Origin of the sequence: Azospirillum thiophilum (assembly GCF_001305595.1) — a bacterium.
Lineage (GTDB): Bacteria > Pseudomonadota > Alphaproteobacteria > Azospirillales > Azospirillaceae > Azospirillum > Azospirillum thiophilum.
In genome coordinates this window covers 2,705,727-2,721,150 of sequence record NZ_CP012401.1, presented here as the reverse complement: position 1 = coordinate 2,721,150, position 15,424 = coordinate 2,705,727, and the positions used below count along the sequence as shown (strand labels likewise).

Genomic DNA, 15,424 nt, shown 5'->3' with positions numbered 1-15,424 from the left:
ATTTCGCCACTCGTCTCAGCAATTGGATGCGGTCAAGGTCTCGACAGACGGCAGGGCGGCGGCCATATAATCGGTTCCTGTTCCGTACCCCTTTCCCGATCCGGATCGCCGCCCCATGGCAAGCCCAGTCCTCTCCGCCATTCCCGCCAAGCCGCTTGCGAAGCTGGAAGCCGGGAAGCAATTCGTCCTCTCGTCGGAGTTCAAGCCGTCGGGCGACCAGCCGAACGCGATCGAGGAGCTGACCGCCGGCCTGCGCCAGGGTGAGCGCGACCAGGTCCTGCTGGGCGTCACCGGGTCGGGCAAGACCTTCACCATGGCGCACGTCATCCAGCTGCTGCAGCGCCCGACGCTGGTCCTGGCGCCGAACAAGACGCTGGCGGCGCAGCTCTATGGCGAGATGAAATCCTTCTTTCCGAACAACGCGGTGGAGTATTTCGTCTCCTACTACGACTATTACCAGCCGGAAGCCTACGTCGCGCGGACCGACACCTACATCGAGAAGGAATCCTCGATCAACGAGCAGATCGACCGCATGCGCCACGCGGCGACGCGGTCGCTGCTGGAGCGCGACGACGTCATCATCGTCGCCTCGGTGTCCTGCATCTACGGCATCGGCTCGGTCGAGACCTATTCCGAAATGACCGTCGACCTGCGCAAGGGCGAGATCATTTCCCAGCCGGAACTGTTGCGCAAGCTGACCGAGCTGCAATACAAGCGCAACGACGCCGCCTTCGGCCGCGGCCTGTTCCGCGTGCGCGGCGATACGGTGGAACTGTTTCCCGCCCACATGGAAGACCGGGCGTGGCGCATCTCGCTGTTCGGCGACGAGATCGAGGCGATCCACGAGGTCGATCCGCTGACCGGCGAGAAGCTGGCGGCGCTGGAGGCGGTGCGCGTCTACCCCAACAGCCACCACGTCATCCCCAAGCCGACGCTCCATCAGGCGATCGGTCAGATCAAGAAGGATCTCAAGGTTCGGCTGGAGGAGTTCGCCGCCGAGGGCAAGCTGCTGGAGGCCCAGCGGCTGGAGCAGCGAGTCACCTTCGATATCGAGATGATGGCGGCGACCGGCGCCTGTGCCGGGATCGAGAACTACTCGCGCTATCTGACCGGACGCGCACCCGGCGAGCCGCCGCCGACGCTGTTCGAGTATCTGCCGAAGGATGCCCTGCTGATCGTCGACGAGAGCCACGTCATGGTGCCGCAGATCGGCGGCATGTACCGCGGCGATCTGGCGCGCAAGACCATCCTGTCCGATTACGGGTTCCGTCTGCCGAGCTGCAAGGACAACCGCCCGCTGAAATTCGAGGAATGGGAGGGGATGCGGCCGCAGACCGTCTTCGTCTCCGCCACCCCCGGCCCGTGGGAGATGGAGCGCACCGGCGGCGTCTTCACCGAGCAGCTGGTCCGCCCGACCGGCCTGATCGACCCACCGGTGATCATCCGCCCGACCGAGACCCAGGTCGACGACCTGATCGGCGAGTGCAAGGAGGTGGTCGCCAAGGGCTATCGCATCCTGGTCACCACCCTGACCAAGAAGATGGCCGAGGCGCTGACCGAATACATGCACGAGGCCGGCCTGCGCGTCCGCTACATCCACTCCGACGTGGAGACGCTGGAGCGCATCGAGATCATCCGCGACCTGCGGCTCGGTGCCTACGACGTGCTGGTTGGCATCAACCTGCTGCGCGAGGGGCTGGACATTCCGGAATGCGCGCTGGTGGCGATCCTCGACGCCGACAAGGAGGGCTATCTGCGCTCGAAGACGTCGCTGATCCAGACCATCGGCCGCGCCGCGCGCAATGTCGACGGCCGTGCCCTGCTCTATGCCGACAAGATCACCGACAGCATGAAGTACGCCATCGACGAGACGGCGCGCCGCCGCGAAAAGCAGATGGCCTACAATCTGGAGCACGGCATCACCCCGGAATCGATCAAGAAGGCGATCGGCGACATCATGGAAAGCGTTTACGAACGCGCCGACCATGTGACGGTGAAGACCGGGCTGAACACCACCGAGCTGGTCGGCCACAATCTCAAGACCGTCATCGCCGACCTGGAAAAGCGCATGCGCGCCGCCGCCGCCGACCTCGAATTCGAGGAGGCCGCGCGCCTGCGCGACGAGCTGCGCCGGCTGGAGGCGATGGATCTCGGGTTGGAGACTCCCGGCAGCATCGGCATCAGCAGCGCCCGCCAGGGGCGCGGCATCCCGGAGGGTGCCCCGAAGAAGCAGGGCCGCCGCCGCCGCGGGCCATAGGCGGCAAGGGGTTGGCGGCCTTGTCGGCGGCAGGTTGCATCACCATACTCCGGGTTCCCGCGGGATGACACCGGGGCAGGAGGAGGACAGGGGGTTGCGGTTTCGTTGGGTCGTCATGGGATCGCTGGCAGCATCGGCGCTGTGGGGTGCCGGGCTGGGACCGGTCCCCATGGCTGCGGCGGCTGCAACCAAGCCGGCCGAAAAGCCCGCCGCGGTGGCCGAACTGCCGCTGCCCTCCCTGAAGACGAAATCCACCGACTGCGAATTGGCCGAGCAGGGCGATGCCAACGCCGCCTATCGGCTGGCCCGCCGTTACCTGTTCGGCAAGGGCGTGGCGAAGAACCGGCGGCTCGGCACCGCCTGGCTGCGGGCCGCCGCCTCGCGCGGGCATCCGGAGGCGCGGCGGCTGGTCAGCTATGTCCCCGGCCGCATGGGGCGCATCCGTCCCTGGTGCCGGCCCGGCGCCGGGCCGGTGCGCGAGGTCGGCCCGCCGCCGGCCGAGGTGGTGGCGCTGGTAAAATCCATCGCTCCGAAATACGGCATCGACCCGGCGCTGGTGTTGGCGGTGATCCAGGCGGAAAGCGCCTTCCGGACCGACGCAGTGTCGCCCAAGGATGCGTCCGGGCTGATGCAGCTGATCCCCGACACGGCGGACCGCTTCGGCGTCGGCGACATCTTCGACCCGCGCGAGAACATCACCGGCGGGGTGAAGTACCTGCGCTGGCTGCTGGCCTATTTCCAGGGCGACGTGACGCTGGCGCTGGCCGGCTACAATGCCGGGGAAAAGGCGGTCGACCGTCACAAGGGCGTACCGCCCTATGAGGAGACGCGCAATTACGTGCGCATCATCCGACGCAGCTACGACACCGTCCGCCACCCCTTCGACCGCTCGGCGGCCGAGCCGTCGCCGGCCCTGGCCGCCATCCGCCGTGCCACGGCGGCGGATGTGGAGGCGGAGTTGCCACGCGCCGCCGAATCGCCGAAAAAGGGGTGACGGAAGCCCTTCCCGGAACAGGAGTATACCGCCCGTGCCGATGTCCGAACGCAGCGTCCTCGGCCTCAGTGCCGCCGGTTTCCACAAGATCGCCTACACCCAATGGGGACGTGACGACGCGGCCCGGACCGCGGTCTGCGTCCATGGGCTGACCCGCAATGGCCGGGATTTCGACCGGCTGGCGCTGGCACTGGCCGACCGCTGGAGGATCGCCTGCCCCGACGTGGTGGGGCGCGGCCGCAGCGACTGGCTGCCGGTGCCGGCGCTCTACGGCTATCCGCAATATTGCGCCGACATGGTGGCGCTGATCGCCCGGATGGGGGCGGAGACGGTCGACTGGGTCGGCACCTCGATGGGCGGGCTGATCGGCATGACGCTGGCGGCCCAGGCCAACAGCCCGATCCGCCGCATGGTGATCAACGATGTCGGCCCCTTCATCGCCCAGGCCGGCTTGCAGCGCATCGCCGACTATGTCGGCAAGGATCCGGTGTTCGAGGATTTGGCGGCGCTTGAATCCTACCTGCGCTTCGTCCTGATGGGCTTCGGGACGATCGGTGACGAATGCTGGCGCCACATGGCGCAGCACAGCGCCCGCCCGCTGCCCGACGGCCGCTTCCGCCTCGCCTATGATCCCGGCATCGGCGATGCGTTCAAGACCGCGCCCATCGGCGATGTCGATTTGTGGGCCTTGTGGGACCGCATACGCTGTCCGGTGCTGGTGCTGCGCGGTGCCGAGTCCGACCTGCTGAGCGCCGAGACGGCCGAACGGATGGCCGCGCGCGGTCCGGGGGCCGCCGGCCTGGTACGGGTGGTGGAGATCCCCAACACCGGCCATGCCCCATCCCTGATGACCGACGACCAGATCGCCATCGTCCGCAGCTTCCTGGCGGAGGACTGATTTTTTGGGGGAGAGGGCCTCAATTCACCCGGCGCAGCACCGTATCGAGCCGGCCGCGGCCGTCCTTGTCCAGCCAGGTGGCGGCGACACGGCCGTCGGGACGCAGGCGGTAGCGCAGGAGGTTGCGGCCCTTCTCGTCGAACACCAGCTCACCATTCTCGATCCGGCCCTTCCGGCGCACCCGCTCGAAGGGCTGGTCGGCCTCCATTCCGGCGCCCAGCAGGTAATCGGCATAGACGGCGTCGCCCTCGGCCTTCTCCACCGACAGGGCGACCTCGCGGCCGTTGATGTAGCTGCCGTACCACATCCCCATATAGGGCCGCAGGGCGGAGATGGTGTCGGTGTCGCCCTTGCCGGAGCCGGACCCGTTGGCGGGCAGGGCGGCCTGGAGCAGCTCGGCGCTCGGGTTGCGGCCCCAGGATTCGTCGCAGGGCGGATCGTTCGCGGCCGGCGGTGCCTCGGCGAAGCGGACGATGCAGGCGCCGAACCGGCGGACGAACAGCCCGGTGTTGGCGGCGCCATGGCCGGTCAGCAGCGACGGCTGGTCGACGATCAGGCTGTTCAGGCCGCGCTGGGCCAGGATGCTGCGCGCCGGCTCGGCCCGTCCGCCGGGATCGAAATCGTCGCCATGGAAGAGGAACATCATGACCCGTGCCCGCCGCACCTCGCGCAGGATCGGCCAGAGCTGGGCCGCGTTCTCGCGATAGCTGTCATAGGCCTCGGTGAAGTTGCCGAAGGCGGCCGGAGCGGTTGCAATGACGGCATCGATGGCAGTGGACTGGCCGGCGGCGATCAGCGAGATGAAGGCGCCGAACGATTGGCCGGTCAACGCCACGCGGCGGTAGCCCTTGCCCTTCAGCATCTCCGAATAGCCGGCGAGTGCGCGCGCGCTGTTGGGCAGGGTGTCGCTGACACGCATGCGGTCCAGCCGGTAGACGTCCCAACCGGCAGCGCGCAACGCCTTCATGTAGAGCGGGGTAGGCGCTTCGGAATCCTCGGAATCCACCGAGCGGCCATGGCTCCACACCACTGCGCCCCGTGCCCGCGCCGGACCGGCCAGCGACGCCTCGCCATAGGCCGGTTTCAGAACGATCTGAGCGGTCGCCGGTCGGGCCGTCGCCAGGCCACCCGCCACGGCCAGTCCGATCATCGCAGCCAGTCCGAGAACCACTCCCCGAAGCGTCAGCATCATCCCCACCGATCCCCGTTGTGCTGCGATGTCGGTTCAGGATTGGCTGCGGTGGTTAACGCGCCCTTTCCTTTGTTCCACCGAGATTACCGAAGCCACATTTTGTCACAGGGCAGCGATCGCAAATAAGAATGACTCGCAATTGATCGCGGGTGACGCTAGGATGCTTCCGCAACCGAACGAAGGAGCATCGGCATGTGCGAGACGGTGGGAGAAGGGCGGCCGTCGCCCTGGACGGTGACGGACCTGACGACGGCCGAACGCGCGCTGTTGACCGGTGTCCGCCAGTGGTTCCGCGCCGGAACCGCTGGGGCAATGGCCTCCATGCGGATCGGGCTGAACGTCGCAGGCGTGCCGAACACGGCGCTGCTTCCGCTGTTCGCGTTGCTCGGCACCTTTGCGGTGGCCGGTGTCCGCAAGCCGGAAATCCGCTGCCCGGCTTGCAGCCGGATCAGTGCCGATGAGGCTGCCCTGCTGGACTCCCTGGCCGCCGTGCAGAGCGGGGATGCGGAGGTGGCGGCCCAGTTGCTGGATCGCTGGCTGCCGCTCGTGGCGCTTTGCATGGCCACCGATGCGATGCGGGAGTTGTCCGGCGTCCTGGACGGTGCGCGCATTTATCTGCCGCGGCGCCGTGCCGCCCGGCTGGTGCCGCTTCCGGCCGGGACGGCGCTGGCGGCCGAATGACCGTTATCCCCGGTTAACCGCTATTCCGCGGCGAGGCGCAGGCCGGAACCGCTATCCGGCTCCTCTTTTTCCGGAAGCTGCTTGCACAGCAGCCATTGGTCGATGGCGACGCGGATCAGCTTTCCTTCCGGCGTGTGGTAGAGGAACTGGCCGCGTTCCCGGCCGCAATGCTCGTAACCCAGCCGTTCGTAGAAAGGCAACACTCCGGAATTGTCGCGGTCGACGCCCAGTTCCGCGACGGTGACGCCGCGCCTTATTACAATCTGCTCCGCGGCCCGCACCAGCATGGCACCGAGCCCCAGTCCACGGAAGGGCTGGAACACTCGCAACGCCCATAGGGTGGCGCGACCGCTCGGCCGTTTGCGCAAAAAATCGATGCAGATCTGGCCGACGGGAAAGCCGTTTACGTCGGCCAGGAGCATCGTGCCGTCGCCACGCTCCTGGAGCCGATAGGCGTCGGCGATGATTTCCCGGTGGGGAGTGTGCAGGCCGTACCATTCCAGTGTCGGCAAATCCTCTCGCTTGGCCCGGCGTATTGTCACCGCCATCGCCAGGGTCGTGTGGTCAACCCTATCTCTATCCGTTTCTGATCCGAACCGGCTTTTTCCAGCCATTCCGCCCGCGCCGGTGTGCCGGTGTGCAGTTGCCATGATGCCGATGCCTCGCAGGTGTCTCCCGCCCGCCTTGCCACAGGGGGCGGCTGCCGATGACAACCCTACACGGAGCGCGGCCGTTCCGACGCTATGCGGTCGGGATAGTGCTTTCGGTCGGATAGAGTGCCGATAAAATAAATAAAATTTAGCGCTAAAAATAAGATAATCATATATTTATATGAATAAAATTCGCGCAACATTTCTTTTGGTTGAATTTATCTTATGAGACTGAAGTGATGTTGCCTGACGGAAGCGTTATTGACATCTATTTTAAGTGTTTGATATGCAGTCTTCTCGAAGAGAGTGCATGCTCTGTCGATGAATAAAACTAATTTTCTTTAAAATGCGAACAATTTGGTGGGGGATCCAAGCATGATGAGGATAGTCAATCTGGGGCGTACAGGGTTGTTCGTGGCAATACGTGGCGGAATTGTGACCAGCCTCGGTGGGCGCAGCCACTGGCGCACGGCGGATGAAGTGCGCCGTGCAGCGCAAGCGGAAAGCATTCCAGTCAGCGACTACGTGATTCGGACGCATCCCTGAATTGTCGCGACGGGCAGCCGGGCATGGAGCTACCGAATGGGCGCATTTCTACGAACGCGCCCTTATTTCGGCGTGAGGGAGGGTGTTTCCAAAAAGCCTCCATACTTATGGATCGAATTGGTCAGCCGGCTCGGACACGGGTTAGAAAACGCTCCACCTCGGCGCGAAGTGTGGCGGATTGGCGCGACAACTCATTCGTAGCATCCAGCACATGGCGAGCCTCCTCACCGGCATTGTTGGCCGAAGCGTTCACCGCAACGATGGTTTCGCTGACCTCGCGCGTACCGATTGAGGCCTGCTGAACGTTGCGGGCGATCTCCGTGGTGGCCGCGCCCTGTTCTTCCATGGCGGTGGCAATGGACGTTGAGATCTCGTTGATGCGGGCGATGGTGCCGGAGATGGATCGGATCGCCCCTACCGCTTCCTGCGTGGCACTCTGAACTGCACCGATCTGGGAGTTGATCTCCTCCGTCGCCTTGGCTGTCTGGTTGGCGAGGCTCTTGACCTCGCTGGCGACCACGGCGAACCCCTTGCCGGCTTCGCCCGCGCGCGCCGCTTCGATGGTGGCGTTCAGGGCCAGTAGGTTGGTCTGGCTGGCAATATCGTGGATCAGCTTCACCACTTGGCCGATGCGGCTGGCGGCGTCGGCAAGTCCCTGTACCGTGGCGTTGGTCCGTTCGGCTTCCGTCATCGCTGCATTGGCGATGGCGGCGGACCGGGTCACCTGATGGCTGATCTCGCCGATGGAGGCGGTCAATTCCTCTGCCGCAGCGGCGACCGTCTGGATGTTGACGGAGGCCTCCTCGGCGGCGGCAGCGACCTGCGTCGACTGTTCGCTTGTGATTTCAGCGGTGCGGCTCATTGCCTGGGCCGTACCCTGAAGCTGATGGGCCGCTGATGCCACCGCCTGGACCACGCCCTTCACTTCCCGTTCGAAACCATCTGCTGTGCTGCCCAATTCGCGTGCGATGATCGCTGCGGTGTTCAAGTCGATATAGACCGACGTAGCGAGGTCCATGTCGAGGAAGACCGCCTTGTTGATGGCCTGGAGCAATTGCGAGAGCTTCTCCGGCTTCTTGCGGTGGATCTGGCTCGCCAACTCGATCAATTTGTTCAGCGTGAAGCAGTAGGCGCCGGTATACCAGCGCGGTTCCAGCCCGATGCGTTGATGGGTCTGGCCGATCTTCAGCACCTGATTGACATAGGCCTCATCGAAGGTGCCAGTGAAGACATTCCGCAGCCAATGCTGTTTTTGCAGGTCGCGCGCTCGACCGGTCACGGCCAGATCGGTCAGCATGGGGGCAACGTCGGGTACCGAACGCAGATAACCGTAAAACTCTTCAAGTATCTGATCGATCCGCTGCGTCAGATGGGGCTGGAATTCCCGCAGAGTTGCCTTTGTCGCGTCATCGATGCGCAGGAAGTTGATACGGCTGACAATCGATTGAGTCTGGGCAGCGTTCGACATGGAGCCCCTCTCCCATTTGAGATATGATTAGCGTACTAAGAATTGACGAAAATGCAAACTTTACAGAGAGCGGCACATCATGCTCAAGCAGTGACATCTTTAAACATGTCACTTTGTCGCAGAACGTTTTTGAGAGGGTCGCAAGGAAAGCAATAAAAGGACTAATAAAGCGAAATAAAAAATGTGGTTCCCAATGAAAAGTACCGGCGGAGCCTGGGGCGCCGCCGGCTGACAGTTGACAGGTTTGGAGGCAACAAGCGGAGCCGCGGCCCGCGGAAGCTATGCGGCAGTGGGCAATGACCGTCCGGTGCCGCATATGGCCTCATCCAGAGCGTAGCTGCACCGGACGGGGCGATAGAGTTCCTTTAGGCCACCATCGGAGTGACCGGACGGCGCAAGGCCTGCGCAGCGCTGAGCACTGCCTTCTGGAGTTTCTCGAAGGCCCGAACCTCGATCTGGCGCACGCGCTCGCGCGATACCGAGAATTGCTGGCTCAGTGCCTCCAAGGTGGATGGGTCGTCCTTCATCCGGCGCTCGAACAGGATACGCCGTTCGCGAGCGTCCAACCGGTCCAATGCCTGCCCGACCAAACGGCGGCGCAGCGCCAGTTCGTCAGCTTCGGCCAGCATGGTATCCTGGGTGGGGCGGTCGTCGGCCAGGAGCTCCAGCCAGTTTGTCTCTCCGTCGCTCGAGAGCGTGGCATCAAGCGAACTGTCGTTGGCGGCAAGCCGGCGGTTCATCTCAACCACCTCGGTCTCCGGCACATCCAGTTCCGCGGCGATGGTCGCCACAGTCTCCGGCGAGAGGTCGCCCTGTTCCAACTCGGCCATCTGGCTCTTCAGACGGCGCAGATTGAAGAAGAGCTTCTTCTGCGCAGCGGTCGTGCCCATCTTCACCAAGGACCAGCTATGCAGGATATATTCCTGGATCGCGGCCCGGATCCACCAAGTGGCGTAGGTGGCGAAGCGGAAGCCGCGCTGCGGATCGAATTTCTGAGCTGCCTGCATCAGGCCGACATTGCCTTCCGCCACAAGGTCGACCAGCGGGAGGCCATAACCGCCAAAGCCGCGGGCGATCTTGATGACGAGGCGCAGATGGCTGCCTACGAGCTGTTCCAGCGCCTGCGGACTTCCACGCTCCCGCCATGCGATGGCAAGATCGCGCTCGACATCCGGTGCGAGGATGGGGAAGCGCTTGGATTCTTCAATGTAGCGGGTCAGGCTGGCGTTTTCACCGGTCAGCAGTTTCTTCAGCACGCGAATGCCTCCTCTCCAACGCTTCCTGGGGCGGCCCGCGACAGGGGCCGGCCCCTTGTCGGGGCCCATGGCGGAGATCGCCTGAGAGGCGATGATCCATTGGCGGACGCAGGAATTTCGTCCGTCTCTGCGGCTTTGGCTGTTGTAGGGTTTGTATTTTTCCGGGTGTCGCCAAGGAACTGCGTCCTTTCGACACTGTAAATGTGGCCGCGCAAACCAAATGGATCAAGCCTGTAAAGGGCGTGTCCCGGCAGTTTTTCGGCGTATACCCAGGCTCTTCCTCCACCCACACCGGCGGACCGGGAGGGGGGATGATCCTATGACCTCTGACCTTCCGCCGATGATCGTTTGGGCAGGTGGCGGCCCCGGGGCTTCCCTTATTTTTCTCCGCCGGTCCGTTGTCCGGTGCCGCACCCGCGAACTGCATTGGCCGAATGTCGGCCCGGGTGAGGAGAGGTTACTATGCCTCTGCTGCGAAGTAGGGGATAGGACCTCCCCTGAACCAGGAACCCTAGATGGGAAGGCCGAACCGCTTCGCCACCTGAACCTTGGTCATAGGCTAGTGAACCGGTTTGGAGGTAATCCGAGATGACGGCGTGCTGATCGAAGTAGCATGTCGGCCGCGTTGCTTTTAAAGGTCGCCGTGGCACACCAAACGGAAAAGGGCACACCCACCGGGGTGCGCCCTTTCCAGTCGAGGTTGAAAGTTGAGGCGGGTTACTCGGCCGCCGCGCGCTTGCGGCCAAGGCCGAGCTTGGTCGCCATCTCCGAACGCGCCTTGGCGTAGTTCGGCGCAACCATCGGATATTCCGGCGGAAGCGCCCACTTGGCGCGATATTCGTCCGGCGTCATGTCATAGACGGTCTTCAGATGCCGTTTCAGCATCTTCAGCTTCTTCCCATCTTCCAGACAGACGATGTATTCCGGGGTAACCGACTTCTTGATGGCAACGGCCGGAACCAGTTCGGCCTTGGCCTGAACGGGCTTGTCGTCGCCCAGGCCACGGAAGGCAGCCTGCACGCTGTTGATCAGCGTGGGCAGGTCCTGGACCGGCACCGAGTTGTTGCCGACATAGGCGGCGACGACCCTGGCGGTCAACGATTGCAGTTCAGTTTGATCGATGCTCATGGCGGCGCTCCCCAACGGCAATGGTGGCGTGCGGGTCAGCCGTTCACCAGATCGCGCAGCTGCTTGGCCGGCTTGAATTTCGGAGCCTTCGACGCGGCGATGGCAACGACCTCGCCGGTACGCGGGTTGCGGCCTTCGCGGGCGGCACGCTCGGCCACCTCGAAAATCCCGAAACCGGCCAGACGCACGTCCTCGCCCCGGCCCAGCGCGCCGGAGATGCCCTCGAACACCGCCTGAACGACCTTGGCCGCGTCGGCCTTCTTGATGCCGGCATTGGTGGCGACGGTTTCGATCAGTTCGGCCTGGTTCATGCAAAACTCCATTTGGTCGGTTTGGTTTCGGTTTTTCGGAGTTATTGGCAGAACGGCACCATCCGCACAAGAGCGAACACAGATTGGGCAACCGCCGGTGTTTTTCTTGCCCGCTCTTCGTTCCCCATCTGTGGCGGCGTTGCATCAAGACCCGAGTCCCGAAGCCCGCGAAGCACCTCAGGCCGCGGTTTTCCTGGCTTCGGCGGAGAAGTGCGCTGCGACTCGCAAAGATGCGGCGGTTGACTGGATGTATTTTGATTGGAAAGACGCGGTGGCGGTCTTCGGGCATCTTGACCCGATCCAAGCCGACACCATCTGCCGGAAAGTACGGGTCCGGGCCCCTCTGGCGACCGAGGCGTCGGTCGTGATGTCGGAACCGCTTGATCACTCCGCTGACGCAGCGTCATCAAGTGGATCTTGCGATGGACGGTATAATGACAATGGTTTTCCTCGAATTTTTGGGAAAACCGATCTGGATTTGGCTGATTTTCGTTGGTGTTGTCCTGTCGCTGCTGGTTCTCGATCTGGGTGTTCTGAACCGGCGCGACCGTGTCATCGGGGTTGGCGAAAGTTTGAAGCTGTCGGCCTTCTACATTGCCGTCGCCATGTTGTTCGGCGGCTGGATCTGGTGGTCGATGGGGGGCGAAGCCGGGCTGCAATATTATACGGGATTCTTCGTCGAAAAGAGCCTGTCGCTCGACAACGTCTTCGTCATATCGCTGATCTTCAGCTACTTCGCAGTCCCGCGCGAATTGCAGCACAGGGTGCTGTTCTGGGGCATCCTGGGCGTCATCGTGCTGCGCGGCCTGATGATCGGCGCCGGCGCCGCCCTGGTCGCCGAATTCCACTGGATCCTTTACGTGTTCGGTGCATTCCTGCTGCTGACCGGCATCAAGATGCTGTTCGCGTCGGATGAGGAAATGAACATCGGCGACAATGCGGTGCTGCGCTTCCTGAAGAGACGCATCCGTGTCACCGACCGTTTCCACGGCCACCACTTCGTGGTGAAGGAGCCGGCGGGCGAGGGCGGTGCGATGCGCTGGACGGCGACTCCCCTCCTGCTGGCGCTGGTCATGGTGGAACTTGCCGATCTGGTCTTTGCGGTCGACAGCGTTCCGGCGATCTTCGCCATCACCACCGACCCTTATCTGGTCTACACCAGCAATATCTTCGCGATCCTGGGACTGCGCGCGCTCTATTTCGCGCTCGCCGCCATGGTCCACCGCTTCCGCTATCTCAAATACGCTCTGGCACTGGTACTGGTCTTCATCGGCGGCAAGATCTTCTATACCCAGCTGGTCGCCAAGCCGGATCCGCTGATCGCACTGGGCGTGACCTTCGCCCTGATCGCAGGCGGCGTTCTGGTGTCCCTGTGGAAAACCAGTCGCGAGGATAGGACCGCCGAGGCTGGGTGACGCTATGGCCTGCAAGGGCAGCGGCCGTGCGCGATGCAAGTGCGATCGCATCGCCGCCGCCCTTCAGAAGCCCAGCTTCGTCAGTTCGGCGATGCTTTCGGCGGCGTTGCGATGAAGGACGAAATGGCCGCCCGCCGCCTCCCAGGGGGTGCGGGCCTTCTCGCGGTCGTCGACAAGAACCGCACCGGGGGTGGCGTGCCGGGCCTTGTCGCGGGCCATGCAGGTGATGACCGGCACGTCCGCGCCCAGCATCCGGGCGACCCAGCGCATCTTCTGGTCGGGTGCCCAACTGCCGAGCGGGAGCCCGGTCAGGATGGCCGGCCGGTGCTGCGCGCAGAAGCTCCACAGTTCCTGCGCGTCGTGCATGAACTCCAAGGTGCCGAAGAAGTCGGCGTGGCGGGACAGGGCCCGCCACATCTCCTTCACCGCCAGCTGCTCCGGGCGCCTGCCGGTAACCGCGACGACGCCGCGGTCGAAGTCGGCCAGCACTCCGTCGAGATCCAGGAACAGCGGCGGCGCCACATCAAGCACCACTCAATTCGGACCGTTCGCGGAACTCGTCGAGGGCCTGCGGATTGGACAGCGCCTCGGTGTTCTTGATCGAGCGGCCGTGGACGGCATCGCGCACCGCCAGTTCGGTGATCTTGCCGGAGCGCGTGCGCGGGATGTCGGTGACCTGCACGATCTTCGCCGGGACGTGGCGGGGAGAGCAATTGTCCTTGATCCGCTTGCGGATGGCTGCGGCAAGGCTCTCGTCAAGCGTCATGCCCTCGCGCAAGACGACGAACAGCACGACGCGGACGTCGCCGTCCCATTCCTGTCCGATGCAGACCGCCTCCATGATCTCCGGCAGCTGTTCGACCTGACGGTAGATCTCAGCCGTGCCGATGCGCACGCCGCCGGGGTTCAGCACCGTGTCCGACCGGCCGTAGATTACCCAGCCGCCATGTTCGGTCTGCTCTATGAAGTCGCCATGGACCCAGATGTCGGGGAAGCGGTCGAAATAGGCGGTGCGGTATTTCGATCCGTCGGGATCGGCCCAGAAGCCGATCGGCATGCTGGGGAAGGGACGGGTGCAGACCAGTTCACCTTTTTCGCCGCGCACCGCCATGCCGTTGTCGTCGAAGGCTTCCACCGCCATGCCAAGTCCACGAGTCTGGATCTCGCCCTTCCAGACCGGAGCGATGGGGTTGCCCAGCACGAAGCACGACATGATGTCGGTTCCGCCGCTGATCGAGGCGAGATGGACATCCTGTTTGATCGCGCGGTAGACGAACTCGAAATTCTCCGGCATCAGCGGCGAGCCGGTAGAGGTCAGTGTCCGCAAGCTTGTCAGCGGGTGGGTCCTGATCGGCTCCAACCCTGACTTCTCCAGCGACTGGATGAACTTGGCAGAGGTACCGAACAGGGTCACCTTCGTGGCTTCGGCATAGTCGAACAGGATGTTGCCGTTCGGCGCGAAGGGCGATCCGTCATAGAGGACCAGCGTCGTGCCGCTGGCCAGCCCGGTCACCAGCCAGTTCCACATCATCCAGCCGCAGGTGGTGAAGTAGAACAGCCGGTCGCCGGGCTTCAGGTCGCAGTGCAGCCGGTGTTCCTTCACATGCTGCAGGATGGTGCCGCCGGTGCCATGGACGATGCATTTCGGCTTTCCGGTGGTGCCGGAGGAATAGAGAATGAACAGCGGGTGGTCGAAGGCGACCCGTTCGAAGACCGGTTCGGCCGCCGGATGGGGCGCCATGAAGTCCTGGAATCCGACGGCACCCGGAATCATCGACACATCGGGCGTCTGTTCGACATAGGGAACGATGACGGTGGCGATGACGGTCGGCAGGTCCTTCAGCACCTCGACCAGCTTGGCGCGGACGTCGTGGCTCTTGCCATTGTACCAGTAGGCATCGGGGGCGAAGACCACCTTTGGCTCGATCTGGCCGAAGCGGTCGGTGATGCCCTGGATGCCGAAATCCGGCGAGCAGGATGACCAGACCGCGCCCAGGCTGGTGGTGGCGATCATCGCCGCGAGTGTTTCCGGCATGTTGGGCATGATGGCCGCGACGCGGTCGCCCTTGCCGACTCCCTTCGCCTTCAGCGCTTGCTGGAGCCGGGAGACGGTGGCCCTCAACTCGGTGCCGCTCCAGCGGTATTTCACCTTGTCCTCGCCCCAGAAGACCACGGCATCGTCGGCGGGCGCCCCGGCCAGCAGGTTTTCGGCATAGCTGAGGCGCGCTTCCGGGAACCAGCGGGCGCCCGGCATCCTGTTGCCGTCCAGCAGGTCGACAGTACCCAGGTCGCCGGTCAGTCCCGCCCACTCCCACAGGAAACGCCAGAACCGTTCCTTCTCGGCGATGGACCAGTTGTAGAGCGCTTCGTAACCGTCGAGCCGCAATCCGAAACGCGCGTTCGCCGCTTCCCGGAAGGCGGTCAGGTTGGCCTGCGCGATGCGTTCCTCACTCGGGCTCCACAGCGGAGTGTCCATTCTCGATTCCCTCAGCGTCTGGTTTCCAGCCGGCATCAAGCCGCCGGCTCATCTGCCGGGTTGCTTGTTCGTACCCCGGATTGCCGTGCAGCATAGCGCATGGCTGCACCGGTTGTCTTTCCCCCGGTGGGTGAGATGCTGCCGGGCGTGGT

The 15,424-nt window shown here is 63.9% G+C and carries 13 protein-coding genes; 5 read left to right on the top strand and 8 right to left on the bottom strand.

Going from position 1 to position 15,424, the window contains the following annotated elements; genetic code table 11:
• Window positions 1-115: 115 nt before the first annotated feature.
• The 3 genes from uvrB to AL072_RS12590 all read left to right on the top strand — a co-directional run bounded on the left by uvrB (window position 116) and on the right by AL072_RS12590 (window position 4,149).
• A complete protein-coding gene (gene uvrB / locus AL072_RS12600; protein ID WP_045580028.1) occupies window positions 116-2,257 on the top strand; it encodes an excinuclease ABC subunit UvrB in 2,142 nt (713 codons plus the stop codon).
• A 94-nt stretch (window positions 2,258-2,351) separates the two neighbouring features.
• The gene (locus AL072_RS12595) at window positions 2,352-3,251 is read left to right on the top strand and encodes a lytic transglycosylase domain-containing protein (RefSeq protein ID WP_245636678.1); all 900 of its coding nucleotides are present in this window, start codon (window positions 2,352-2,354) and stop codon (window positions 3,249-3,251) included.
• A 34-nt stretch (window positions 3,252-3,285) separates the two neighbouring features.
• On the top strand, window positions 3,286-4,149 hold the full coding sequence (locus AL072_RS12590) for an alpha/beta fold hydrolase (protein ID WP_144428206.1): 864 nt from the start codon (window positions 3,286-3,288) through the stop codon (window positions 4,147-4,149).
• 19 nt (window positions 4,150-4,168) lie between these two features.
• On the opposite strand, the gene AL072_RS12585 is transcribed toward AL072_RS12590, so the two are convergent.
• Window positions 4,169-5,341, bottom strand: coding sequence for an alpha/beta hydrolase (locus AL072_RS12585; protein ID WP_045580031.1), 1,173 nt, complete (start codon window positions 5,339-5,341; stop codon window positions 4,169-4,171).
• A gap of 192 nt (window positions 5,342-5,533) precedes the next feature.
• Between AL072_RS12585 and AL072_RS12580 the strand changes: the two genes are divergently transcribed.
• Window positions 5,534-6,022: a hypothetical protein gene (locus AL072_RS12580; RefSeq protein ID WP_045580032.1), complete on the top strand. Its 489-nt coding sequence runs from the start codon at window positions 5,534-5,536 to the stop codon at window positions 6,020-6,022.
• Between the two features lie 20 nt (window positions 6,023-6,042).
• Here AL072_RS12580 and AL072_RS12575 read toward each other — a convergent pair whose 3' ends face one another.
• From AL072_RS12575 to AL072_RS12555, 5 genes are all read right to left on the bottom strand, one after another.
• A complete protein-coding gene (locus AL072_RS12575; protein ID WP_045580033.1) occupies window positions 6,043-6,672 on the bottom strand; it encodes a GNAT family N-acetyltransferase in 630 nt (209 codons plus the stop codon).
• A gap of 667 nt (window positions 6,673-7,339) precedes the next feature.
• Window positions 7,340-8,686, bottom strand: a complete 1,347-nt coding sequence (locus tag AL072_RS12570) for a globin-coupled sensor protein (RefSeq protein ID WP_045580034.1) — start codon at window positions 8,684-8,686, stop codon at window positions 7,340-7,342.
• A gap of 365 nt (window positions 8,687-9,051) precedes the next feature.
• Window positions 9,052-9,942, bottom strand: a complete 891-nt coding sequence (gene rpoH, locus AL072_RS12565) for an RNA polymerase sigma factor RpoH (RefSeq protein WP_045580035.1) — start codon at window positions 9,940-9,942, stop codon at window positions 9,052-9,054.
• Window positions 9,943-10,659: 717 nt separating this feature from the next.
• Entirely contained in the window at window positions 10,660-11,070 is a 411-nt protein-coding gene (locus AL072_RS12560) for a Ros/MucR family transcriptional regulator (protein ID WP_045580036.1), read from the bottom strand.
• Between the two features lie 35 nt (window positions 11,071-11,105).
• On the bottom strand, window positions 11,106-11,381 hold the full coding sequence (locus AL072_RS12555) for an HU family DNA-binding protein (protein WP_012974184.1): 276 nt from the start codon (window positions 11,379-11,381) through the stop codon (window positions 11,106-11,108).
• A gap of 380 nt (window positions 11,382-11,761) precedes the next feature.
• Here AL072_RS12555 and AL072_RS12550 point away from each other — a divergent pair, with 380 nt between their 5' ends.
• Window positions 11,762-12,796 (top strand): TerC family protein, encoded by a 1,035-nt coding sequence (locus AL072_RS12550; RefSeq protein WP_425388550.1) that lies wholly within the window; start codon window positions 11,762-11,764, stop codon window positions 12,794-12,796.
• Window positions 12,797-12,859: 63 nt separating this feature from the next.
• On the opposite strand, the gene AL072_RS12545 is transcribed toward AL072_RS12550, so the two are convergent.
• Both AL072_RS12545 and AL072_RS12540 read right to left on the bottom strand, forming a co-directional pair.
• Window positions 12,860-13,327: a hypothetical protein gene (locus AL072_RS12545; RefSeq protein ID WP_245636677.1), complete on the bottom strand. Its 468-nt coding sequence runs from the start codon at window positions 13,325-13,327 to the stop codon at window positions 12,860-12,862.
• Window positions 13,320-15,272, bottom strand: coding sequence for an acetoacetate--CoA ligase (locus tag AL072_RS12540; RefSeq protein ID WP_045580038.1), 1,953 nt, complete (start codon window positions 15,270-15,272; stop codon window positions 13,320-13,322). The genes AL072_RS12545 and AL072_RS12540 overlap by 8 nt, the downstream gene beginning before the upstream one ends.
• Window positions 15,273-15,424 lie beyond the last annotated feature (152 nt).

Excerpts from the sequence above, each read along its gene's own strand:
- AL072_RS12580 (WP_045580032.1), top strand. The coding sequence starts at position 5,534 with ATGTGCGAGACGGTGGGAGAAGGGCGGCCGTCGCCCTGGACGGTGACG.
- AL072_RS12570 (WP_045580034.1), bottom strand. The coding sequence starts at position 8,686 with ATGTCGAACGCTGCCCAGACTCAATCGATTGTCAGCCGTATCAACTTC.
- AL072_RS12540 (WP_045580038.1), bottom strand. The coding sequence starts at position 15,272 with ATGGACACTCCGCTGTGGAGCCCGAGTGAGGAACGCATCGCGCAGGCC.
- AL072_RS12585 (WP_045580031.1), bottom strand. The coding sequence starts at position 5,341 with ATGATGCTGACGCTTCGGGGAGTGGTTCTCGGACTGGCTGCGATGATC.
- uvrB (WP_045580028.1), top strand. The coding sequence starts at position 116 with ATGGCAAGCCCAGTCCTCTCCGCCATTCCCGCCAAGCCGCTTGCGAAG.
- AL072_RS12575 (WP_045580033.1), bottom strand. The coding sequence starts at position 6,672 with ATGGCAACTGCACACCGGCACACCGGCGCGGGCGGAATGGCTGGAAAA.
- AL072_RS12560 (WP_045580036.1), bottom strand. The coding sequence starts at position 11,070 with ATGAGCATCGATCAAACTGAACTGCAATCGTTGACCGCCAGGGTCGTC.
- AL072_RS12555 (WP_012974184.1), bottom strand. The coding sequence starts at position 11,381 with ATGAACCAGGCCGAACTGATCGAAACCGTCGCCACCAATGCCGGCATC.